Below are 22,097 nucleotides of genomic sequence, written 5' to 3'. Positions count from 1 at the left end.
CCATAGGTATTAGGACGAATTAAGCTAGATTATTTTCGTTTGTAATAGTACATAACACGGCCATTAAATAATTGAAGTTCTCCCTGCAGCTTTTTCGCAAGGAATTTAGATAATTCATTTGCTTTCCCTTTATCGCCATGGGTAGAACGGTTTGATAGTAAGAGCTGTATATAGGTTTGTGGTGCTTCATCAGTGTTAGTATTCACAGCCTGTGACTGTTCAATGCTGAGCCAGATAGAATGATAGCGGTCTTGGGTAGCGGCTAGACAGAGTACTGTTTTATGATTATTAATTTCTTCCTTTATTTCATATGGAAATGCAGCTTGACTATATGGCCAACTAAGCTGCTCTCCAGTTTTTGTTGTTATTTCTTTGTAGTATTCAAGCATTTCCTTTAACTCTTCCATTGTGATTGTTTGTTTAATGGAAGCTGGAACTAGCTTGATGTATGCTGTACTTGACATTACGATCCCCATCCTTTTGATGAACTATTGACTGAATATTAAAGATGTATACATCCTCCAATGTTTATTCTAACATTGTTTGAAAACTTATGACAATTTTCAAAACATTTTCATAACAAATTGCATAAACTACATATATTAAAATATAATAATATTCTAAAGAAACAGCTTTTTTAGGGAGGAGAAATGAAAATGGAACTATTTGAAAAACTATACGATGAAGATGAAAAGGTAAAAGTTCGTTTTGTAGGTTTTACGACTGAAGTTGCTCGTTATGACTTTGGTATTGTTTATACGAACTTATTTTTTGGCAAACCTTTAGTAATTTGTATGCAAACTGGCCGTTCTACACTCCTCGACCCGCAAGATCTTGAAGATATAGAGTATCTACAGGCTATTTTTAAAATCGATGATCGACAACAGGCAGCTGCATTGGCTGAATTTTTCAACGAAACATTGCCAGCGTTGCCGTTTGAACCGCAGTATTATTAATAGATTCATTGAAGGCTTCAAAAAAACGTTACTGATATTTGAGCATATAGTTCAAATATTGGTAACGTTTTTTTGTTATAGTAGTATAAATAGACGAAATGTGTTATACAATTTAGGGTTGATTTTCGAAAAGTGTTATATTATTATATGTATAAAGAAATTAAAACGCTTACTAATTGAAGGATTAAATACAAGGGAGATGAAATGATGGGTACTATCGTATGTCAAGTTTGCAATTCAACAATTGATTACTTTGAAGATGAAAAGGTCACGGTACTTTATTCTTCAATTTGTACTTGTAGCAAACATGATCATAAAGAAGAAAAATAATAGTTGTTCAAATAAAAAAGCATGCAGACGGCATGCTTTTTTATTTTGCTTAATAATATATTATGTTTTTTAGCGAATTGCCCGATGCTCTTTAATCACGCGAAGCATACGGAAATCGAAATCCTCCGGACCTTGTACAGGGAGACCAGCATCGCGATTCTTTTTAATGTATAATAAGTTTTCTTCGGTAATAATTTCACCGGGGATGAAAATAGGGATGCCTGGCGGATAGACCATAATAAACTCCGCTATGACTCTACCCTCTGATTCATCGAAAGGAATAAGCTCGGTCTCAGAGTAAAATGCATCTCTTGGAGAAACAGCTAAAATTGGTATTTCTGGAAGCAATACTTGAGTTTCGATTTTTTCAGCAAGCTCGTGCCGTTCTTCTGATAAATGCCTTAAGGCTGTAATTAATACATCTGCTTCCTTTTCTGAATCACCTGGTGTAATAATGCAAAGGATGTTATATAAGTCAGACATTTCCACTTCAATATGGTAATTTTTCCTTAACCATTTTTCAACGTCATAGCCTGTTAATCCAAGATTTTTAACAGAAATAATTAATTTAGTTGGATCATAATCATAAGCAGCTTCAGACTCCAATATTTCTTCTCCAACACAATAGATATGTTCGATTTCATTAATTTGTCTGCGGATATAGTTTGCAAGCCCAATGGCACGCTCTACAAGTACTCGTCCATTTGTGGCAAGCTCTTTTCGTGCTACATCTAAAGAGGCCAGTAATAAGTAAGAGGTTGAAGTCGTTGTTAACATACTTAGTATGGATTGAACCCTTTTGTAGGATACAAGCTTTCCTTTTACGTTAAGAATCGAGCTTTGCGTCATGGAACCGCCTAATTTATGAACACTAGTAGCCGCCATATCAGCTCCTGCCTGCATCGCCGATAAAGGAAGTTCATCATGGAAATGAATATGTACTCCATGAGCTTCATCAACCAAAACAGGGACATTATAGGAGTGTGCGAGATCAACAATGGATTTTAAATCGGCAGAAATTCCGAAATAAGTTGGGTTAATCACCAATAATGCTTTGGCATCTGGATATTGCTCCAATGCTCTTTGGACAGAGTCGATTGTAATCCCATGTGAAATGCCAAGCTCTTTATCTATTTCAGGGTGGATAAAGATTGGAATAGCACCTGAGAGGATTACAGCAGACATGATGGATTTATGCACATTACGTGGGACAATGATTTTATCTCCTGGTCCACAGACAGACATAATCATCGCCATAATAGCACCACTTGTCCCTTGTACGGAAAAAAACGTGTGATCAGCCCCAAAGGCTTTTGCTGCTAGGTCCTGTGCTTCCTTAATCATTCCCTTGGGCTGATGCAGATCATCGAGTGGTCCGATATTAATTAAATCTATTGACAAGGCATTATCGCCGACGAATTCACGAAATTCAGGTGCAATTCCGCTTCCTTTTTTATGTCCAGGTATATGGAATTGAATTGGATTTTTTTTTGCGTGTTCAATTAAGCCGCTAAATAACGGAGTATTTTGCTGAGACAATTTATTACCACACCCTTTTATAATAATACTTAATGTCTAGAAAAAGAGTTCTAGTCCTGAATTGAAGTCATAAAACATATGAATTATAGCACTATTAATATTCTTTGCAAAGATAAATTTTTACGGTAAACTTATAATTTTATATTGCCTTTTCCAGTATTATGGATGTTTTTTAAAGAATGTCTTTTCTTTAGTTTCTAAATAATAAAGGAAAATAAACATGAAAAGAGAACAATTAAATAGGATTGTTTTATCTTTTATACAACAAAAGAGGGGATGAAAAGATGGAGTATCAATATCCGATTGATCCTGATTGGTCAACAGAAGAAATTATTGATGTTATTCGTTTTTTTGAAACGATTGAACAAGCCTATGAAAAAGGCGTTAAACGTGAGCTGCTGCTTGATGTTTACAGAAGGTTTAAAGAAATTGTACCGGGCAAAGCGCAGGAAAAAAAACTATGTGCAGAGTTCGAGGTAGTTAGCGGTTATTCCTTTTATCGTACGATGAAAAAGGGAAAAGAAGCAGATTCTGATTCAATAATAAGAATGCATTCATAATTTGCTGCATATAATGAAAAACAAACCTAATCCTCCTAGACTTGATTTAGGAGGATTAGGTTTCCAGCTTAGCAAATTGCCTTATATATCTTACCGTTATTGTATTTGCAGTGCTTAATGAACCAGTTTGTATAAAGGCATAAGGGTGTTAAATACAAACTGGGCTTGGTCAAGAAATTGCTGTCCTGACATTTTGACGGCCTCATCTCTTGGGATTTGATAACCACAAAGTAATTCGGATTTTTTAATCGTTTGCAAGCGGACAAACATGTCTGTCAGCTCTCCTTCTGTCAATTCGGAATGCTTTGAAGCCCCTGGCTTCATATGGTCAATGGACCAAACAAAATCATTTGGAATGTCATGGTGTATTTGGTTAACCTTTGCTTGTAATATCTTTCCATAGTCAGCCTTTTTAGGCGCTTCATAAATCATGGCAAACCAAATAAAGACGTGTGATCCCCATAATCCAATCTGAAAATGTGGTACCATCTTATAGCCTCTGGAATTGTTGGCAAATGCTACCCATGTATCGTTTGGTGGATTCACTGTTCGGCGTGCGTGCTTCGCGACATGGGCATATATTTCTTCGCCAGTCATAACTGACAATGTTGGTGCGAAGTGTTGGCCGAGTGCATCTAGCTTTGGACGAATATGAGTGATTAAAGCATCCATACGATTCTCTAGTCCATCTATAGAAAAAACTTCAAAATCTGATTCTGTAAACCCTGTGAATGTCATTTCCTTTACCTCCTGTGTCATACCTGACAAATATTTTATCACATACATCTAAAGACAAGAAGAAAGATGATTTTATAAAGGATCAACCACAAATTCAACGTAAGTAGCTTGATAGGCGAGTGTGCAAATTTGTTGCAAGAATAGTTAGAACCACATAATATAATAATACAAATAATCAGATTTCTAATACTGAAAAATTATGCTTGGAAGGGGTGTACTGTCAATGAAGCAAGTAATGAATTCAGTGAAAAAGAAAGCGATAGAAAAGGAAAGAAAAGCTGTTTTAAGATTAGAGATGGATTATGAGCTGGCTGTATTATTTGAGGCGATGGGAGAAAATAATGAAAACAAGAAAAAGGAAAGTAAAGCGAGGCTTGAAAAAATTAGACAGGAACTTCTTACGCTAAAGGCTCTTTAAAAGGAGATAGAGAGAAAAATGAAGAATATAGTTATTTTTTAGAAACGAACTCTGTAAGTAAAAAAGAGTTCGTTTTTTATGTTTTGCCCTCCAAGGTTGGTTCTCTTTAAAAAATAGCTTAAAATAAAGTAAACTTAATTAATTTTTGAATCTAATGGTGCGGAGGTATAGAATGACAAATTGGTCGGACGTTGAGGCAAATGCAAAAAACTGGATGAACCAAGCAGCGCAAATGATAAAGAATTCATTTAATAAAACATTGGACATACAAACTAAATCAAATCGTAATGATTTAGTGACAGAAATGGATAAGTCTATTGAACAATTCTTCATTGCGAAGATACGACAGCATTATCCAGGGCATAAAATCATTGGAGAGGAAGGGTTTGGTGACTCTCCGGAAATATTAGAGGGTATCATATGGATGATTGATCCAATTGATGGTACCATGAATTTTGTGCATATGCAGCGGAATTTCGCCATTTCAATTGGCATTTATGAAAATGGTGTCGGGATGATTGGTTTAATCTATGATGTAGTGAGCGATGAACTATATTATGCGGTTAAGGGTAAGGGAGCTTACATGAATGATACGCGTCTTAATCAGTTAGAACAGGTAAAATTATCGGATAGTATCATTGGGATTAATGCAACTTGGGTAATTGAAAATAATAGAATTGATTCGGGGATTCTTGCACCGCTAGTCAAAAAGGGAAGAGGTACTCGATCATATGGCTGTGCCGCACTTGAGTTCGCGTACGTGGCGGCTGGAAGACTTGATGCTTATATCTCTTTAAGGTTGTCACCGTGGGATTTTGCAGCAGGTAAAATATTGGTTGAGGAACTGGGTGGGGTTGTTACTGATTTAAGAGGAAAACCACTCAACATGCTGGAGCAATGCTCTATTTTTATTGCCAAACCAGGACTTTATGATGAAATATTTGAGAATTATCTCCAGAAGGGCAGCTGGTAGCAATTAAATCAATCAAATGGATAAGAAAAAATGAGGGAAAGGGATTAAAGAATCCCATTTTCCCTCATTTTTTTCTTTTGCATAAAGCCGAAGCCCATGATAAAAATAAGCAGTATCATGCTTCCAGTTATTCCTACTATGCTTCTTTCCGCAACTGCAATACCAATCCCTGCCATACATGCGGTTGCAAGAAATGCTAATAATAATGGTAACCATTTAATTTTTTTCAAGATTACACCTCCAGTAAAAAGTGAAATAAGAGTAAAAATTTAAATCATTTGAAAAACTTTAATCATATTTTACACAAAAAATTATTTCTTTGCCACTCTATTGTGTTATAATATCTCAGTTAAGCTTAAAAGTTCGTTACTGTGATATAAATCACTCTATTGGTTAGCTAGCAAAGGTTTGACCTTAAATATAGGTAGGAGGAAGTTTTTTGAAAACGAGAGAAGATATTCGTAATATAGCAATCATTGCCCACGTAGACCATGGTAAAACGACATTAGTAGATCAGTTGTTAAAGCAGTCTGGTACCTTCCGTACAAATGAACATGTAGAAGAACGGGCAATGGATTCTAATGATATCGAAAGAGAACGTGGTATTACTATTTTAGCAAAAAATACAGCGATTCAGTATAAAAATAAAAGAATAAACATTCTTGATACACCAGGACATGCCGACTTCGGTGGTGAAGTGGAACGTATTATGAAAATGGTAGACGGTGTACTTTTAGTTGTTGATGCATATGAAGGAACGATGCCGCAGACTCGTTTCGTTCTTAAAAAAGCATTGGAGCAAAAAATAACTCCAATTGTTGTCGTTAATAAAATTGACCGTGATTTTGCCCGTCCAACAGAAGTAGTTGATGAAGTAATCGATTTGTTTATTGAATTGGGTGCAGACGAAGACCAGCTTGAATTCCCGGTTATTTATGCTTCTGGTATTAATGGCACAGCCAGTACAGATCCGGAAAAACAAGATGAAAACATGGAAGTACTTTATGATACGATTTTGGACCATATTCCTGCTCCAATTGATAACCGTGAAGAGCCACTTCAATTCCAGGTTGCTTTATTAGACTATAATGACTTTGTAGGCAGAATCGGAATTGGACGTGTTTTTCGCGGTACAATAAAAGTTGGTCAGTCAGTTGCCTTAATGAAGTTGGATGGCTCAGTAAAACAGTTTAGAGTAACAAAGTTAATGGGCTTTTTTGGTTTAAAACGATTAGAAATTGAAGAAGCTTATGCGGGTGATTTAATTGCCGTTTCTGGTATGGAAGACATTAATGTCGGGGAAACGGTATGTCCTGTTGAGCATCAAGAAGCATTACCAATTCTAAGAATTGATGAACCAACCCTACAAATGGAATTTGTCGTCAATAACAGCCCGTTTGCTGGCCGTGAAGGGAAATATGTGACTTCAAGAAAAATTGAAGAAAGACTTCGTGCACAGCTACAAACAGATGTGAGTTTACGTGTTGATAATACGGATTCACCAGATGCCTGGATTGTCTCTGGACGTGGGGAACTGCATTTATCAATCTTGATTGAAAATATGCGTCGTGAAGGTTATGAGCTTCAAGTGTCTAAACCGGAAGTTATCGTGCGGGTTATTGATGGAGTACGCTGTGAGCCGGTTGAACGTGTTCAAATTGATGTACCTGAAGAGCATACTGGTTCGGTTATGGAATCAATGGGTGCCCGTAAAGGTGAATTGCTTGATATGATTAACAATGGTAATGGTCAAGTTCGACTTATCTTTAATGTACCTGCAAGAGGTTTGATTGGATATTCTACTGAATTCTTAACATTAACACGTGGGTACGGAATTATGAACCATACCTTTGATAGCTATAAGCCGATGCAGCCAGGACAAGTCGGTGGCAGACGTCAAGGTGTACTTGTTTCAATGGAAAATGGAAAAGCCACTACTTATGGAATTATGGGAGTAGAGGACCGTGGAGTTATCTTTGTCGATGCTGGTACAGAAATTTATGAAGGTATGATTGTTGGAGAGCATAATCGTGAAAACGATCTTACCGTTAATATAACAAAAATGAAGCAACAGACAAATGTTCGTTCTGCGACGAAGGACCAAACAAATACAATGAAAAAACCACGAATTTTAACGTTGGAAGAGTCGTTGGAATATCTAAATGAAGACGAGTATTGTGAGGTTACTCCAGAATCGATTCGTTTACGTAAGAAAATTCTTAATAAAAATGAGCGTGAAAAAGCAGCAAAAAAGAAAAAAGGTGCTGAAGTTCAGGCATAATCTATGTGAAAAAATAAAAGGAGACAATTTGTCTCCTTTTATTTTTTTGCTTGTTGACATTGACATATAAATCCTTGATAAGAGAACTAAGAATGTTGAACGGTTTGTCGAAAAATAGTATAGTAATCTTAAGATTAGGAGTTTTGAAAAAAGAAGGAGACAAAACATTATGGATATTACGGAAAAATTATCTTTTTTTGCTGCTTTATATAAAGTGAATGTTAATTCCGATCTTGGAATGTGGCTATTGTATATCACAATCTTACTCTTAAGTATTATTGTTTTTAAACTTGGCTTTGCGCAAAAACTGCCATTGTTGAAATCGGTCATCATTTATTTATTTTTAATCTTTGGTTGTACATTTTTAACGTTTTTAGCCATCTTTCTACCTATTGCCGAGGGGCTCGTTGTAGCAGCGCTCATTCTTATTATCTATAAAATACGTCTACATAGACATAAAAACGCATGAGTATCATGCTGATTAGGAGTATTCTAAATGGAAAAGATTCAAGATGCGATTTATAATTGGTTAACGATAAAAGTGGTCATAGAAGAAAGACCTGATGATAAAGCTGCTGCCGAAACGGAAGAAATGTTTAGGTCCATATTAATGGAGGAGTTAGGTCTTTCAGAGATTGAAGTGAAGAAGGAAAACGGCTTTTATCAGATTTCTTATTGCCTTGAAGGAGAACAACGGAGTACCCGTTTTCCTCAGGAATTAATCGAAGTGATGCTTAATCAAATTAATGAAAGTCCAGATAGATACCAGAACTATCCGGACTAAAAAAACGCCGTATTCACGGCGCTTTTTTTATGGAATAGACACAGGCTTATTCCCAATCGTTTTCATTCTTTTTTGTTCGATAAAGCTGAAAATTTCCGGTGGCTATTCGCTTTTCCGTATTTTCTGTGATGCGTTTTGTACATGCTTTGCACATATACGTATAAATGGGTCTATTTCGCAGCCGCTTGGCTTGGAAGGAATTATCTTCAATGGATTCAATTTTATCGCAAATAACGCATTTTACTCTCATTTTTAAACACCTCAAAGGATTAAAATCATTCTTGTTTTGTCTATTGTCTCTTAATTTAAGGCTCTGTTAATCTTGGATGTTGATTTTCGTTCCAGGCACTTCGCTTTCCGCAGGCGACCGTCGAGCCTCCTCGACACTTCGTGTCTGTGGGGTCTCGACTGTCTCGCTTCTCCTGCAGGAGTCTTCGTGCCTGGAACGAAAATCAACCTGCTAAAAAATCAACCTGCTAAAAAATCAACACTATGCTTTAACAGAGCTAATTAAAAAAACCAAACGGAAATTTAACAGCCTATCATTCGTTTAATTACCATTATACATAGAAATAATGTTAATTATATAATATGTTTCGATTAGTTACGAATTTTTGTCGTGAAAAAATTGAAATTGTATGTGAAATCGTTGAAAGTTAGTTGTTTTAATAATATGATGATGGTAATAAAAAGGGGGATGAAGATGGCTAATCAAGTAGAACCGGAATTAACGAAACCAATTTTTGATTTTCTACAAAAAGAGCGCTTTGTACTACTTGCTACGATTGACCATGAGACGAGTGGACCGAATGTAAGTGCTATTTCCTGGGTAATGGCAAAGGATGAAAAAACCATTTTATTTGCTGTTGATAATCGTTCGCGAATTGTGGCAAATATTAAACAAAACCCAAAAGCGGTCATTAATGTTATGGTAAACGAATCTACATACTCGATAAGCGGAGATGCCCGCATAGAACAAGATAAAATGACTGGGGTCCCATTAAAGCTCGCACTTGTACAAATGGATGTAGCGGAAGTTAGAGATGTGATGTTTTATGGCTCAAAACTAACAGTCCTGCCAGAATATGATAAAACCTATGACCTAAAAGCGGCGAAACGTTTAGACAACCAGGTTATGAGTGCAATAAAAAAAGCTTAGTAGAACTAAGCTTTTTTTATTCTCCTTAGAAATGGAGGACTTCTGCAGAGTGAATTTACGTGAGTGATTATTTATGATGATTGGATTGCTCCTCTTGCTTTTGATCAAGCTTCCGCTCTTCATTATTATTTAACTTATTTTTTTGCTCATGCAGTGTATTTTTAGGGTTTGGATCTTTTAAATCGGCCGGAACCTCTGGCATGAGTCGTCCGGAAATATCAGCAAGTTCATTCATAATTCCTTGAATCGGCTCTCCACTTTGAATATCATCAGCTATTTCCTTTAATCGTGCATTTATATCTGGGTCTGCGACAACAATGGCTCTTGCACCGTTTGGATCATTTTTTAGGCTCTCTGCTACTGTATACTTAATAGAACCAACCTCGGAACGGTCCAAATTTTTGTTCACATCAATGCCGACAAGAGCATACCTGCCGAGGACTACGGCAGTGGCATCGTTCACATTTGGAATACTTGTGGCAAGATCTGCTAAATGTTTTGAAATCTCTTGACCTGTCTGTTTATCTACCTCCTGGATGGTGCTGTTCTTCACATTGATGGTTTGCTGCTGCTTATCATTTCCAGCCTCATTATTTCCTCCGCAACTTGCTAAGATAAGCAAACTGAAAAGAAGCATGATGTATGCCTTCAATTCAAAACACCTCCTAAATGATGACAACCGTTTTACGTAATAGGGATTATTTCAATTATTATTGAAATCATTATTAGTTATTGTGCAATTTACCTTCTATCTTTATGCAAAAAAACATATATTTTACCAAAGAACAAACTGTCCTACTTTAGTCATAAATGAAGGGGTGTGGCATCCTGGAAATTAACCGTCGTTCAAGACCAGCTCTGTGAAGGGATAGAAGAAGTACTCTGCGTTAAGGGTGAACAGATTGCTGTAAACAACATATTATAGAAGACAGAAAACCATCTCGAAGTTTGCCAATAGATAAATGAGCGCATCACAGCAAATAGAGCGCATAGGAGCAGGAGGCATCGGGTTGAGTAAAATATACGTGTTAGATACGAATGTATTACTGCAGGATCCTTATTCTATTTTCTCCTTTGAAGAGAATGAAGTCATTATTCCAGCTGTAGTGCTGGAGGAAGTAGATTCAAAAAAACGATATATGGATGAAATCGGAAGAAATGCACGACAGGTTGCGAGAATGATTGATGGTTTGAGGCAAACAGGAAAATTACACGAGGGGATAACGCTTGAAAATGGTGGAGAAATCCGGATTGAGCTTAACCATCGCTCATTTCATCAGCTTCAAGAGATCTTTATTGAAAAGACTAATGATAACCGTATTTTAGCTGTGGCAAAGAATTTATCCCTGGAAGAGGAAACAAAGGAAAATGGGAAACAAGTCATCCTTGTTAGCAAGGATGCTCTTGTAAGAGTAAAGGCAGATGCGATTGGTCTATTATCGGAAGACTTCCTTAGCGATCGTGTTGTGGAAAATGACCATATTTACACAGGTTATATAAATATTTTTATTGAAACAGACTTATTAAATCGTTTTTATGAAAAGGGGGAGTTGCTCTTAACTGAAATTGCTAATCATCCATTCTATCCGAATCAATTTATACTTCTAAAAGATGCACTTGGTTCGTCGTCCTCGGCAATTGGAATGGTTGACCAAAATGCTCATAAAGTGAAAAAGTTAGTTTTTGATCATGACCATATTTGGGGAATTAAACCACGAAATGTCCAACAAACAATGGCGGTTGAATTATTATTAAGGAATGATTTGCCCTTAGTAACTTTAATCGGGAAGGCTGGAACAGGAAAAACCCTATTGGCTTTAGCAGCAGGCTTGATGCAATCCGAGGACCTTGGAGATTACAAAAAACTATTAGTGGCAAGACCAATCGTACCAGTTGGAAAAGATCTAGGCTTTCTACCAGGCGAGAAGCAGGAGAAGCTGAGACCATGGATGCAGCCAATATATGATAATCTTGAATATTTATTTAATGCAAAAAAACCTGGAGAACTTGAAGCTATTCTAGCTGGGATGGGTTCTATAGAAGTCGAAGCATTAACCTATATTAGAGGGAGAAGTATACCGGATCAATATATTATTATTGATGAGGCGCAAAACCTCACAAAGCATGAAGTAAAAACCATTCTAACTAGAGTAGGTGAAGGAAGTAAAATTGTATTAATGGGAGATCCGGAGCAGATTGACCATCCATATTTAGATGCGTACAATAACGGCCTTACATATGTGGTCGAACGGTTCAAGGATCAAAAAATTGCTGGTCATGTTAAATTAGTCAAAGGAGAAAGGTCTGGTATTGCGCAGTTAGCAGCTGACCTACTTTAATAAATGAAAAGGAGAAAAAGTAAAAGCTTTTTCTCCTTTTCCATTTAAGACTGATAGACATAGTTGTGTATCTACTCTACTCTAAAGCTTTTGATTTTTTTAATAGGATGGTCCTTACTATCTTTATTAAGATATACATGGACTGGCCCATCCTCAGTAAGAGGTTTACCTTTTGTGGAAAATCCTAAAATAATATGTTGGGCTTCTTCAATCGGAAGAGTATATTCATCCTCATCACTTTCTATCACAACAAACCTTGCATCATCGGAGGGTTCTGCATTTTCTAAAAAAGGCTGAAAACGAATCCCAAAGCTGCCTGTTAACATAGTTTCTTTAATAAATGTTTTTTCCTTTTTTTTCGTGCCAGGAAGCTGTGCGCCCTCCACTATCTCTCGGTCCCAATGCTTGGAAATAGATTTCGTATATTCCTCTAATTCATTAACAGCTGTCTCCTGTTGATCGAAATATGTATCTAAATCTAGCTTACGCTCGTCAAATATCCAAACAGATGGATCAAGTGTAATAGGGAATTTGACCTTTCCATTAATGAATATAATGTTCTCCATAATATCCTCCTCTTTGTTCAATGTCACGTGCTCACACTATTGAATTAATAAGCAAATTATACTTTAAAAAAATAGCTATGTCATGGAATGTACCTTCACGAAACGGATATCAGCTATTGCTTCCGTGCGCATCTTTATAGATAATGCCTTGCATTTTTGAAACCAAAAGTATAAAATTTAAAAGATAGGATAATCGCTTTCAAAATAGGGGGGATCAACTTTGGCTTCTGAAATGGCTATTGATCACAAAGAAAAAGCAAATCAGTTATTAAAAGCTGATGCTGATAAAATATTAAAGCTAATTAAAGTACAAATGGATAATCTGACAATGCCACAATGCCCTCTCTATGAAGATGTTTTGGACACGCAGATGTTTGGTTTATCGCGTGAAATAGACTTTGCGGTTCGACTTGGGCTAATAGATGAATATGATGGTAAAGCGATCTTGGATGATTTAGAAAAGGAATTACTGCTTTTACATGAATCCATAAAGAAATAAGTGTTAGACTCAAACAATGGCTATTTTGTTTGAGTTTTTTTATCGAATTCATCAGGCTTTAATGTAGGCAGATTCTATAATAAATAGAGGAAAAATGACATACTTATCAAAAAAATTTAAAAATGATTATTGCGTGAGTGGGTTTTAACTAGTATGATATAAAAAATACAATTTACTTTCATAAGTAAATATTTTTCTTCTCTCAATAGGCAGGATATTTGATAGTATAGTAGAATAAATAATACAACTTTGAAGACGAGGGAAGAGGTTGGATGTTTAAAAAAATCTTTAAATCATATGATTATTCATTAATTATTGTTCTAACCATGCTAGTTATTTTTGGGTTAATCATGGTTTACAGTGCCAGTATGGTTTCAGCCGTTCAAAGGTATGAGGTTGCGAGTGACTATTTTTATCAAAAGCAAAAGCTGAACCTCGTGATTTCCGCGTTGGTTTTTACTTTTACGGCATTGATTCCATACAAAATTCTACAAAGTAATAAAATTCTTGTACCAATGGTTTTTTTGTCCCTCTTCGGTTTGGGTGCTCTGTTTATTTTCGGCCATGTGGCTGGGAATGCACAAAGCTGGTTTAAAATTGGCGCCTCAAGCCTTCAACCTTCAGAATTTGTCAAACTATGTGTTATTATTTATTTATCAGCTGTATATGCTAAAAAACAATCATATATTAATGAATTTAATAAAGGGGTAGTCCCTCCGTTAGCCTATTTGGTACTTGTTGTTGTTTTTGTTGCAATCCAGCCTGATGTTGGAACCGCAGCAATTATATTATTAATTGCAGCAACGGTGATCTTTTCTTCGGGAATGAGTTTTCGAAATATCGGTAAGCTGGCTGGAATCGGTTTAATAGCCGCAATTCCACTGCTGATCATGATGAGTGGAATCCTTTTTTCTGATGTCCGTGTAGGACGCTTTCTCGCTTTTCAAGATCCCTTTAAAGATGAACAGGGGATTGGCTGGCAGCTGGCTAATTCTTATATGGCTGTTGGGTCTGGGGGCCTCAAGGGATTGGGGCTTGGACAAAGTATTCAAAAACTGGGTTATTTGCCTGAATCCCATACAGATTTCATCATGGCTGTCATAGCAGAAGAGCTAGGGATTTTTGGTGTAGGGTTTGTCCTATTATGCTTAGGGTATATTGTATTAAGAGGTATCTTTATTGGAATGAAATGTAAGGACCCATTTGGAAGTCTATTAGCAATAGGGATTTCTTCAATGATTGGTATTCAATCCTTTATCAATTTAGGAGGGATATCAGGCGTTATTCCTTTAACGGGTGTACCGCTCCCCTTTGTCAGCTATGGGGGATCATCACTTCTCCAACTATCCTTAGCGATGGGGATTCTCTTGAATATATCTATGTTTGTGAATTATGAGCATAACTATAAAATGAAAAAGGATCACCCGCAGCCGGAAAAGACAGAAAAAACTACAAGGAAAACCTATTACTTTCGTAAATAGGCGTGGGGATTTTCCCCCGCGCTTTAAATATAGGTTGGTTATTGATTCTTTCAAATAGGCTGGGATGAACGGTACGTATGGTTATTGTTCTAATAATAATTCATTTATTACGACTAGTCTCACAATTATTTTCGAAAGATTCATTAATTAAATCTAAATATCTTTATAGATGAGGTGTTTTATGTGAGCAGACGCATTAACAAAGTGTTAGTTGCGAACAGAGGAGAAATTGCTATTCGCGTATTTAGAGCGTGTACTGAATTAAATATTCGCACTGTTGCGATTTATTCGAATGAGGACACTAGTTCTTTGCATCGTTATAAAGCGGATGAAGCCTATTTAGTAGGGGAAGGAAAAAAGCCGATTGACGCCTATCTTGATATTGAAGGTATTATTGAGATTGCAAAGAATAGTGATACCGATGCTATCCATCCAGGATATGGCTTCCTATCTGAGAATATTCATTTTGCAAGAAGATGTGAAGAAGAAGGAATTATTTTTATTGGACCAAAATCTGAGCATTTAGATATGTTTGGTGACAAGGTAAAAGCAAGAGAGCAGGCGATTAAAGCTAATATTCCTGTTATTCCAGGCTCTGATGGTCCTGTAAACAACTTAGATGATGTAAAAAGCTTTGGAGAGAAGTATGGATATCCAATTATTATTAAAGCCTCATTAGGCGGCGGCGGCCGTGGAATGAGAATTGTTAATGAAATGGCAGAGGTAGAAGAAGCCTATAGTCGTGCTAAGTCAGAAGCAAAAGCGGCATTTGGAAATGATGAGGTATATGTTGAAAAGTATGTCAATCGACCAAAGCATATTGAAGTACAGATTTTTGGTGATTCACAAGGGAACATTGTTCATCTGTATGAAAGGGATTGCTCTATCCAGCGACGTCATCAGAAGGTTGTTGAAATCGCACCAAGTGTGTCACTATCAACAGAACTTCGTAATGCGATCTGTGAGTCAGCAGTTAGTTTAATGAAGAATGTAAACTATCTAAATGCTGGAACAGTAGAGTTTTTAGTGTCTGAAGGTGAATTCTACTTTATTGAGGTAAATCCACGTGTTCAAGTAGAACATACGGTTACAGAAATGATTACTGGAATTGATATTGTTCAAACGCAAATCCTTGTTGCAGAAGGACATGATTTATTTGGAAAAGAAGTAGGTCTACCACAGCAGAAGGACATAATCACATTAGGGTATGCGATTCAATCACGTGTAACAACAGAAGACCCATTAAATAATTTTATGCCAGATGCAGGTAAGATTATGGCATACCGTTCCGGCGGTGGCTTTGGTGTTCGATTAGATGCTGGAAATGCTTACCAGGGTTCGATTATTACACCTTTCTACGACTCATTGCTTGTGAAGGTCACCACACATGCACATACCTTTGAGCAAGCTGCATCAAAAATGATTCGAAATTTACATGAATTCCGTATTCGTGGTATTAAGACCAATATTCCGTTTTTAATAAATGTCGTCAAGCATGATAAGTTTATTAATGGTGACTATGATACATCCTTTATTGATGAAACTCCTGAACTGTTTATTTTTCCAAAGCGGAAGGACCGTGGAACTAAACTTCTAAATTATATTGGAACTGTAACGATTAACGGCTTCCCAGGCATTGAGAAAAAGAAACGCCCTGTTTTTGAAAAGCCAAGAGTACCGAAAATTCCGCATGACCTAGAAATACAGCACGGTACGAAACAAATATTGGACGCGCAGGGAGCAGATGGTCTTGTTAAGTGGGTAAAGGAGCGCAAGGAAGTATTACTAACAGATACGACATTCCGTGATGCTCATCAATCTCTATTGGCTACAAGAGTTAGAACAAATGATTTTACACATATTGCGGAGCCAACAGCAAAATTATTACCTGAGCTCTTCTCAATGGAAATGTGGGGAGGCGCAACCTTTGATGTTGCTTATCGCTTCTTAAAGGAAGACCCATGGGATCGTCTATTAACATTAAGAAAGCAGATTCCTAATGTTATGTTCCAAATGCTGTTACGCTCAGCAAATGCAGTCGGTTATAAAAACTACCCAGATAACGTAATTCGCGAATTTGTTGAGAAATCAGCACATGCTGGAATCGATGTTTTCCGTATCTTTGATAGCTTAAACTGGGTAAAAGGTATGGAAGTAGCGATTGACGCGGTAAGACAATCAGGTAAACTTGCGGAAGCTGCTGTATGTTATACAGGAGATATTACAGATCCAACTAGAAGTAAATATGATATTCATTATTATAAAAATATTGCTAGAGAGCTTGAGGCTCAGGGTGCTCATATTTTAGCTATTAAGGATATGGCAGGTTTATTAAAGCCTGAAGCAGCATATCAATTAATTTCTGAGTTGAAAGAGACGGTTGAGATTCCAATTCATTTGCATACACATGATACGTCAGGTAACGGAATCTACACGTATTCACGCGCTATTGAAGCAGGTGTCGATATTGTCGATGTCGCAATCAGCTCTATGGCCGGCTTAACCTCGCAGCCAAGTGCAAATACCCTATTCTATGCGATGCAAGGAAACGAACGTCAACCGGCAGTGAAGGTAGAAGCATTAGAAGAACTGTCTCATTACTGGGAAGATGTTCGTAAATATTACCAGGATTTTGAATCTGGTATGGTTGCTCCTCATACTGAAGTGTATCAGCATGAAATGCCTGGTGGACAATATAGTAATTTACAACAGCAGGCTAAAGGTGTTGGGTTAGGTGACCAATGGGATGACGTAAAGAGAATGTATTCCCGTGTAAACCAAATGTTTGGCGATATTGTTAAGGTTACTCCATCCTCAAAGGTTGTTGGTGACATGGCATTATTTATGGTACAAAACAACTTAACTGAAGAAGATGTATTAACAAAAGGTGATACAATCGATTTCCCTGATTCTGTTGTTGAATTGTTTACGGGCTCTTTAGGTCAGCCTCATGGTGGATTCCCTAAAGAGCTGCAAAAAGTAATTCTAAAAGGAAAGGATCCAATTACAGTTCGACCTGGAGAATTGCTTGAGCCGATTGACTTTAAAGCCTTAAGGAATGAATTATACCAAGAGCTTGGTAGAGAAGTCACTGCCCATGATGTGATTGCTTATGCCTTGTATCCAAAAGTATTCTTAGATTATGCTAAAACGGTTCAGCAATATGGTGACCTTTCTGTATTAGATACACCAACCTACCTTTATGGACTACGACTTGGTGAGGAAATACAGGTAGAAATCGAAACAGGTAAAACGCTAATCGTAAAGCTAGTATCTGTTGGTCAACCACAGGCGGATGGAACGAGAGTTGTATATTTTGAGTTAAATGGACAGTCCCGTGAAGTGGTTGTGAAGGATGATAGCATTAAGTCAACGATTCAAACAAAGGTGAAGGCAGATCCGAAGAATCCAAATCACCTATCAGCAACAATGCCTGGAACGGTTGTGAAGGTTATTGTTGAAAAGGGTGAAAGAGTGGAAAAAGGTGATCATTTAATGATTACAGAGGCAATGAAAATGGAAACGACTGTACAAGCTCCGTTTTCTGGTGTGGTCAAGGATATTTTTGTCCAAAATGGAGAAGCAATACAGACTGGAGATTTACTCATTGAAATGACCAATTAAAAGGCAAAAAAGAGTTACAGCGTAAGCTGTAACTCTTTTTTTAATCCATTGTTATGATTGGTGAAGATGGTGATGTATTCTTATCAGTCTGTTGCTCCGTCTCGGGATGTATAACCTGTGCATTCAATTTACTTCTGTAAGAGAGAAGGATAAAATAGCTTAGCATTCCGAACAAGCAGGTAATAAAAAAGGCATGTCCAAGGGCAATATATAAATTGCCACGAAGAAAGACGATGAATGCACCAGCAGTAACCTGCAATGAGACGAGAATGAAAGAAATAATCCAGCCCCAATAGACAATCTTTTCATGTCGATAATGCTTAATCGCCAAAACCATAATATAGGCAATCCAAATAAAAATGAAACCTGCTGCAGCTCGATGTCCCATTTGGACCCACTCATACATATTAGTTGGCAGTCCTGGCTGATCATTTAGACAAAGCGGCCAATCCCTACAAACAAGACTTGCATTAACATGGCGTACAAGTGCACCTGTGTAGACGACGATAAAGCTGTAGAGCGTTACACCGATAATGTGTTTTCTCATTCGTTTATCAAGGATCAGCTTTTCGGCAGCGAATTTTTTATCCACTTCAAAGATAAGCAGGGTTAATAAAAATACTGTACTAAAGGAAACTAACGAAATTCCAAAATGAGCGGCCAGAATAAAATCAGATTGTCCCCAGATGACGGCTGCCGCTCCAATAAGACCCTGCAAAATGAGAAACAAGAGCGAAGTAATAACGAGGAATTTAGTTTCTCTAATATGACCAATTTTCCTCCAAGCCATAATGGAAAGAATAATCAGCATGATACCGACTGAACCTGAGACAACACGGTGGGCTAATTCGATTATTAATTCACTGGTAATTTCATCTGGAATCAGTTGGCCATTACAGAGTGGCCATGATCGGCCACAGCCCATTCCTGATTCTGTTTTTGTAACTAATGCTCCTCCTAATAAAATGAAGAGCATCCCGATGGTTGTTAATACAGAAAACCATTTAAGAGAGCGATGCAATTTTTTCACCTACTTAGAAAATGTTCTTATTATTGCTATAGTAATACATTAATAGATATAATAAAATAAATAAGCAAAATAATATCACAATTCCAATCATACAGAATTATTGACAAATTGTGATAAATAATCCCTTTTTCATAAATAATGAATGTGAGAAATGTTAATGTGGTATCTAAAATGTATTTTTTACCGTTATTAACGTGAAAACAGTTGAAACTTATGTGATAGTTTGTTAGAAATAGAGGTAGAGAGAAAGTTTAGAAGATAAAATGTTTGAAAAAAATTCAAAATTTATCTTAATTTCCTTCATTATGGCACTAAAATAACAATAATGGAAATAAAATATTCTTGCAAGACACACTTTTTTCAAAATTTATTCAAAAAAAGTTCACAAAAATCGTCAAAAGTGTGATTTAATATACTGAAGAGAGGAATAATGATTTAATATTCAGTTAACAACATAACGGTGTTATTAATAGTGTATATTAATATATTTTCACATTCATTAATGTTTTATATATTGTCTATAGTTTTTATGGTGCAGAAAACAGAAATTGGGGATTTGGGTGAATGTTCTTGTATAACGCAAAAGGGGAGGAAGTAGAATGTCTGGTTCTAGAACCATTACGGAAGCTGTTATGACAAGCGAAGATGATAGCATAAAAACAAAGCTGCCAGAGACAACAGTATGGAAGGATTTTCTTGCATTAATAAAAATAGGAATTGTGAATTCAAATTTAATTACAACGTTTACAGGCATATGGCTAGCACTTACTGTGACTGATAAACGATTCTTTGACAATCTAGATACGATTTTCTTTTCTTTAATTGGTTCAGCCCTTATTATGGCAGGCTCCTGTACACTCAATAACTACATAGATCGAGATATTGACCATTTAATGGAAAGGACGAAGGCTAGACCGACCGTAACAGGGAAAATGAATCCAATAAAAGTAGCTATTATGGGATTTTTATTTATTATCATTGGATTACTATTTCTCCTGTTAACGACAATCTCTGCTGCCGTGATCGGTATTGTGGGCGTATTCAGTTACGTTGTAGTCTATTCCATGTGGTCTAAACGTCAGCATGTCTCGAATACAGTGGTTGGAAGTATGTCTGGAGCTGTTCCGCCGTTAATTGGCTGGGCTGCTGTTGATCCAAATTTAGATATTATGGCTTGGATGTTATTTCTAATTATGTTTGCCTGGCAGCCGCCTCATTTTTATGCTTTAGCAATGAGACGAGTAGAGGAATATCGCAAAGCTAGCATTCCGATGCTTCCGGTTGTAAAGGGATTCAGGGAGACAAAACGACACATTTATTTATGGGTGTTAGCTTTGTTACCGCTTCCGTTTTTTATGATGGAATTGGGCATACCATTCGTCGTATTAGCAACCGTCTTGAATATAGGCTGGATTCTTACTGGGATTTACGCTAATCGATTTAAAGATGACCTGAAGTGGGCTAAGCTTATGTTTGTTTATTCGTTGCAATATTTAACCATTATGTTTGTTTCAATGGTTATTGTGACTTTCATATAGTTTATTTCAAAATATAGTAGTTTCTTATTTCTTAATGACAGACAGCATGATTGTACAAAAAAAGGACGTCACTCAGGAAAAGGGGATGAGTGGCGTTTCCTTTAAGAATTGGTAGGAAATTCTTTCTTCCTATGTCATATGCAGGTAGAAAGAAGTTATCCATATTTTTTTGCACTACTAATTGTAAAAAAATTATTCACGAAAGAGGGGTATGTTTACGCTATGAAGAGGCTATCAAAATGGCGTCTATTTCCGCTATTAGCGGTGCTGGCGCTTGTTCTCTCAGGTTGTGGTGAGCCGTTTATATCTACACTGCAGCCAGCAGGAGAAGTGGCGGAAAAGCAGTATAATCTAATGTTACTTAGTACTGCTATTATGGTAGGAGTTATTGTCGTTGTTGTCTTAATTTTCTTATTTGTCATTTTGAAATTTAGACGAAAAGATGACAGAATTCCAAAGCAAGTAGAAGGAAATCACAAGTTAGAAATTATTTGGACTACTATTCCAATTATCCTACTCTTGATTTTGGCTGTTCCAACTGTTGCTGCTACATTTAATTTTGCGGAAACGAAGGCCATGGATAAGAAGGATTCCGATGCACTAGTAGTAAATGTGCGAGCAAGTCTTTATTGGTGGGAATTTGAGTATCCAAATGAAAAGATTGTGACTGGACAGGAACTTGTCGTACCAACAGATGAGAAGGTTTATTTCAATTTAAAGGCATCTGATGTAAAACACTCATTTTGGATTCCTGCTGCTGGTGGGAAAATGGATACCAATACAGACAATGTCAATAAGTTCTGGCTTGAATTTGACAGTCAAAAAGCTGAAGAGGCTAAAAATATTTTCTATGGTAAATGTGCAGAGCTTTGTGGACCTTCGCATGCGCTAATGGATTTCAAGGTAAAAGCAGTATCACGCGCTGAATTTGACGGTTGGGTTAAGGATATGCAAAGTGTTACTGAGCCAAAACAAGCGACTACAGATTTAGCTCAAGCAGGTCAAGAAATTTATAATCAAAGCTGTATTGGATGTCATGCAGTTACACCTGCAAATTCAACACCAGAAGCAGCAAGACTTGCGCCAAATTTAACAAACTTTGGTGACCGTACGACTATTGCCGGTATTTTGGATCATGACGAGGAAAACTTAAAGAAATGGATTCAAGATCCTGAAAGCATTAAACCAGGAAATAAAATGACTGGTGCATATGGCGAGTTTACGGAACAAGAGCTCGATGCATTGACTGAATATTTAATGAATCTGAAAATTCAGTAATAAA

Annotated in this window: 23 protein-coding genes; 15 read left to right on the top strand and 8 right to left on the bottom strand. The window is 36.8% G+C overall.

Going from position 1 to position 22,097, the window contains the following annotated elements:
• Positions 1-29: 29 nt before the first annotated feature.
• Complete coding sequence (locus BQ5321_RS16270; RefSeq protein WP_084786835.1) at positions 30-464, bottom strand: DUF1885 family protein; 435 nt, start codon at positions 462-464, stop codon at positions 30-32.
• Positions 465-656: 192 nt separating this feature from the next.
• Here BQ5321_RS16270 and BQ5321_RS16265 point away from each other — a divergent pair, with 192 nt between their 5' ends.
• Entirely contained in the window at positions 657-956 is a 300-nt protein-coding gene (locus tag BQ5321_RS16265; RefSeq protein WP_071395484.1) for a DUF3055 domain-containing protein, read from the top strand.
• Between the two features lie 204 nt (positions 957-1,160).
• Positions 1,161-1,286 carry a GapA-binding peptide SR1P gene (locus BQ5321_RS23810; RefSeq protein WP_390622171.1) on the top strand — a complete coding sequence of 42 codons (126 nt, stop codon included), beginning with the start codon at positions 1,161-1,163 and terminating at the stop codon, positions 1,284-1,286.
• A 69-nt stretch (positions 1,287-1,355) separates the two neighbouring features.
• Here the strand turns inward: BQ5321_RS23810 and BQ5321_RS16260 are convergent, their stop codons facing one another.
• Positions 1,356-2,825 carry an aminotransferase class I/II-fold pyridoxal phosphate-dependent enzyme gene (locus tag BQ5321_RS16260; RefSeq protein ID WP_071395483.1) on the bottom strand — a complete coding sequence of 490 codons (1,470 nt, stop codon included), beginning with the start codon at positions 2,823-2,825 and terminating at the stop codon, positions 1,356-1,358.
• Positions 2,826-3,109: 284 nt separating this feature from the next.
• Between BQ5321_RS16260 and BQ5321_RS16255 the strand changes: the two genes are divergently transcribed.
• Positions 3,110-3,385 carry a UPF0223 family protein gene (locus tag BQ5321_RS16255; protein WP_071395482.1) on the top strand — a complete coding sequence of 92 codons (276 nt, stop codon included), beginning with the start codon at positions 3,110-3,112 and terminating at the stop codon, positions 3,383-3,385.
• 114 nt (positions 3,386-3,499) lie between these two features.
• On the opposite strand, the gene BQ5321_RS16250 is transcribed toward BQ5321_RS16255, so the two are convergent.
• Positions 3,500-4,123 (bottom strand): YktB family protein, encoded by a 624-nt coding sequence (locus BQ5321_RS16250; protein WP_071395481.1) that lies wholly within the window; start codon positions 4,121-4,123, stop codon positions 3,500-3,502.
• 223 nt (positions 4,124-4,346) lie between these two features.
• Between BQ5321_RS16250 and BQ5321_RS16245 the strand changes: the two genes are divergently transcribed.
• Both BQ5321_RS16245 and BQ5321_RS16240 read left to right on the top strand, forming a co-directional pair.
• Positions 4,347-4,541, top strand: a complete 195-nt coding sequence (locus BQ5321_RS16245) for a hypothetical protein (RefSeq protein WP_071395480.1) — start codon at positions 4,347-4,349, stop codon at positions 4,539-4,541.
• Between the two features lie 172 nt (positions 4,542-4,713).
• Complete coding sequence (locus tag BQ5321_RS16240) at positions 4,714-5,514, top strand: inositol monophosphatase family protein (protein ID WP_071395479.1); 801 nt, start codon at positions 4,714-4,716, stop codon at positions 5,512-5,514.
• Between the two features lie 44 nt (positions 5,515-5,558).
• Here the strand turns inward: BQ5321_RS16240 and BQ5321_RS16235 are convergent, their stop codons facing one another.
• Entirely contained in the window at positions 5,559-5,744 is a 186-nt protein-coding gene (locus BQ5321_RS16235) for a YlaF family protein (protein ID WP_071395478.1), read from the bottom strand.
• Positions 5,745-5,953: 209 nt separating this feature from the next.
• Here BQ5321_RS16235 and typA point away from each other — a divergent pair, with 209 nt between their 5' ends.
• From typA to BQ5321_RS16220, 3 genes are all read left to right on the top strand, one after another.
• Positions 5,954-7,795, top strand: coding sequence for a translational GTPase TypA (typA, locus tag BQ5321_RS16230; protein ID WP_071395477.1), 1,842 nt, complete (start codon positions 5,954-5,956; stop codon positions 7,793-7,795).
• A gap of 169 nt (positions 7,796-7,964) precedes the next feature.
• Complete coding sequence (locus BQ5321_RS16225; RefSeq protein ID WP_071395476.1) at positions 7,965-8,264, top strand: YlaH-like family protein; 300 nt, start codon at positions 7,965-7,967, stop codon at positions 8,262-8,264.
• A gap of 27 nt (positions 8,265-8,291) precedes the next feature.
• Positions 8,292-8,579, top strand: a complete 288-nt coding sequence (locus BQ5321_RS16220; RefSeq protein WP_071395475.1) for a hypothetical protein — start codon at positions 8,292-8,294, stop codon at positions 8,577-8,579.
• A 46-nt stretch (positions 8,580-8,625) separates the two neighbouring features.
• Here the strand turns inward: BQ5321_RS16220 and BQ5321_RS16215 are convergent, their stop codons facing one another.
• Complete coding sequence (locus tag BQ5321_RS16215) at positions 8,626-8,829, bottom strand: YlaI family protein (RefSeq protein ID WP_071395474.1); 204 nt, start codon at positions 8,827-8,829, stop codon at positions 8,626-8,628.
• A 453-nt stretch (positions 8,830-9,282) separates the two neighbouring features.
• Between BQ5321_RS16215 and BQ5321_RS16210 the strand changes: the two genes are divergently transcribed.
• Positions 9,283-9,738, top strand: a complete 456-nt coding sequence (locus BQ5321_RS16210) for a pyridoxamine 5'-phosphate oxidase family protein (protein WP_071395473.1) — start codon at positions 9,283-9,285, stop codon at positions 9,736-9,738.
• 67 nt (positions 9,739-9,805) lie between these two features.
• Here the strand turns inward: BQ5321_RS16210 and BQ5321_RS16205 are convergent, their stop codons facing one another.
• Positions 9,806-10,390, bottom strand: a complete 585-nt coding sequence (locus BQ5321_RS16205; protein ID WP_139187816.1) for a YhcN/YlaJ family sporulation lipoprotein — start codon at positions 10,388-10,390, stop codon at positions 9,806-9,808.
• 358 nt (positions 10,391-10,748) lie between these two features.
• Here BQ5321_RS16205 and BQ5321_RS16200 point away from each other — a divergent pair, with 358 nt between their 5' ends.
• Positions 10,749-12,077, top strand: coding sequence for a PhoH family protein (locus tag BQ5321_RS16200; protein ID WP_071395472.1), 1,329 nt, complete (start codon positions 10,749-10,751; stop codon positions 12,075-12,077).
• Positions 12,078-12,148: 71 nt separating this feature from the next.
• On the opposite strand, the gene BQ5321_RS16195 is transcribed toward BQ5321_RS16200, so the two are convergent.
• Positions 12,149-12,643, bottom strand: coding sequence for a molybdopterin-binding protein (locus tag BQ5321_RS16195; RefSeq protein ID WP_071395471.1), 495 nt, complete (start codon positions 12,641-12,643; stop codon positions 12,149-12,151).
• A gap of 220 nt (positions 12,644-12,863) precedes the next feature.
• Here BQ5321_RS16195 and BQ5321_RS16190 point away from each other — a divergent pair, with 220 nt between their 5' ends.
• The 3 genes from BQ5321_RS16190 to pyc all read left to right on the top strand — a co-directional run bounded on the left by BQ5321_RS16190 (position 12,864) and on the right by pyc (position 18,247).
• Positions 12,864-13,142: an Fpa/YlaN family protein gene (locus tag BQ5321_RS16190; protein ID WP_071395470.1), complete on the top strand. Its 279-nt coding sequence runs from the start codon at positions 12,864-12,866 to the stop codon at positions 13,140-13,142.
• Between the two features lie 272 nt (positions 13,143-13,414).
• Complete coding sequence (locus BQ5321_RS16185; protein WP_071395469.1) at positions 13,415-14,623, top strand: FtsW/RodA/SpoVE family cell cycle protein; 1,209 nt, start codon at positions 13,415-13,417, stop codon at positions 14,621-14,623.
• Between the two features lie 183 nt (positions 14,624-14,806).
• Positions 14,807-18,247: a pyruvate carboxylase gene (pyc, locus tag BQ5321_RS16180; RefSeq protein WP_071395468.1), complete on the top strand. Its 3,441-nt coding sequence runs from the start codon at positions 14,807-14,809 to the stop codon at positions 18,245-18,247.
• Positions 18,248-18,287: 40 nt separating this feature from the next.
• Here pyc and BQ5321_RS16175 read toward each other — a convergent pair whose 3' ends face one another.
• Complete coding sequence (locus tag BQ5321_RS16175; protein WP_071395467.1) at positions 18,288-19,268, bottom strand: COX15/CtaA family protein; 981 nt, start codon at positions 19,266-19,268, stop codon at positions 18,288-18,290.
• 608 nt (positions 19,269-19,876) lie between these two features.
• Here BQ5321_RS16175 and cyoE point away from each other — a divergent pair.
• On the top strand, positions 19,877-20,815 hold the full coding sequence (cyoE, locus tag BQ5321_RS16170; protein WP_071395466.1) for a heme o synthase: 939 nt from the start codon (positions 19,877-19,879) through the stop codon (positions 20,813-20,815).
• A gap of 222 nt (positions 20,816-21,037) precedes the next feature.
• Positions 21,038-22,093 carry a cytochrome c oxidase subunit II gene (gene coxB, locus BQ5321_RS16165; protein WP_071396947.1) on the top strand — a complete coding sequence of 352 codons (1,056 nt, stop codon included), beginning with the start codon at positions 21,038-21,040 and terminating at the stop codon, positions 22,091-22,093.
• Positions 22,094-22,097 lie beyond the last annotated feature (4 nt).

Origin of the sequence: Bacillus tuaregi (assembly GCF_900104575.1) — a bacterium.
Lineage (GTDB): Bacteria > Bacillota > Bacilli > Bacillales > Cytobacillaceae > Bacillus_BD > Bacillus_BD tuaregi.
Note: the sequence above shows the minus strand (reverse complement) of the source record. Positions and strands in the feature narration are given on the sequence as shown.

Bases quoted from the DNA above. Each gene is read 5' to 3' on its own strand.
- BQ5321_RS16265 (WP_071395484.1), top strand. From the start codon at position 657: ATGGAACTATTTGAAAAACTATACGATGAAGATGAAAAGGTAAAAGTT.
- BQ5321_RS16195 (WP_071395471.1), bottom strand. From the start codon at position 12,643: ATGGAGAACATTATATTCATTAATGGAAAGGTCAAATTCCCTATTACA.
- BQ5321_RS23810 (WP_390622171.1), top strand. From the start codon at position 1,161: ATGATGGGTACTATCGTATGTCAAGTTTGCAATTCAACAATTGATTAC.
- cyoE (WP_071395466.1), top strand. From the start codon at position 19,877: ATGTCTGGTTCTAGAACCATTACGGAAGCTGTTATGACAAGCGAAGAT.
- BQ5321_RS16185 (WP_071395469.1), top strand. From the start codon at position 13,415: ATGTTTAAAAAAATCTTTAAATCATATGATTATTCATTAATTATTGTT.
- BQ5321_RS16245 (WP_071395480.1), top strand. From the start codon at position 4,347: ATGAAGCAAGTAATGAATTCAGTGAAAAAGAAAGCGATAGAAAAGGAA.
- BQ5321_RS16210 (WP_071395473.1), top strand. From the start codon at position 9,283: ATGGCTAATCAAGTAGAACCGGAATTAACGAAACCAATTTTTGATTTT.
- BQ5321_RS16250 (WP_071395481.1), bottom strand. From the start codon at position 4,123: ATGACATTCACAGGGTTTACAGAATCAGATTTTGAAGTTTTTTCTATA.
- BQ5321_RS16270 (WP_084786835.1), bottom strand. From the start codon at position 464: ATGTCAAGTACAGCATACATCAAGCTAGTTCCAGCTTCCATTAAACAA.
- BQ5321_RS16220 (WP_071395475.1), top strand. From the start codon at position 8,292: ATGGAAAAGATTCAAGATGCGATTTATAATTGGTTAACGATAAAAGTG.
- BQ5321_RS16255 (WP_071395482.1), top strand. From the start codon at position 3,110: ATGGAGTATCAATATCCGATTGATCCTGATTGGTCAACAGAAGAAATT.
- BQ5321_RS16215 (WP_071395474.1), bottom strand. From the start codon at position 8,829: ATGAGAGTAAAATGCGTTATTTGCGATAAAATTGAATCCATTGAAGAT.
- BQ5321_RS16225 (WP_071395476.1), top strand. From the start codon at position 7,965: ATGGATATTACGGAAAAATTATCTTTTTTTGCTGCTTTATATAAAGTG.
- coxB (WP_071396947.1), top strand. From the start codon at position 21,038: ATGAAGAGGCTATCAAAATGGCGTCTATTTCCGCTATTAGCGGTGCTG.
- BQ5321_RS16240 (WP_071395479.1), top strand. From the start codon at position 4,714: ATGACAAATTGGTCGGACGTTGAGGCAAATGCAAAAAACTGGATGAAC.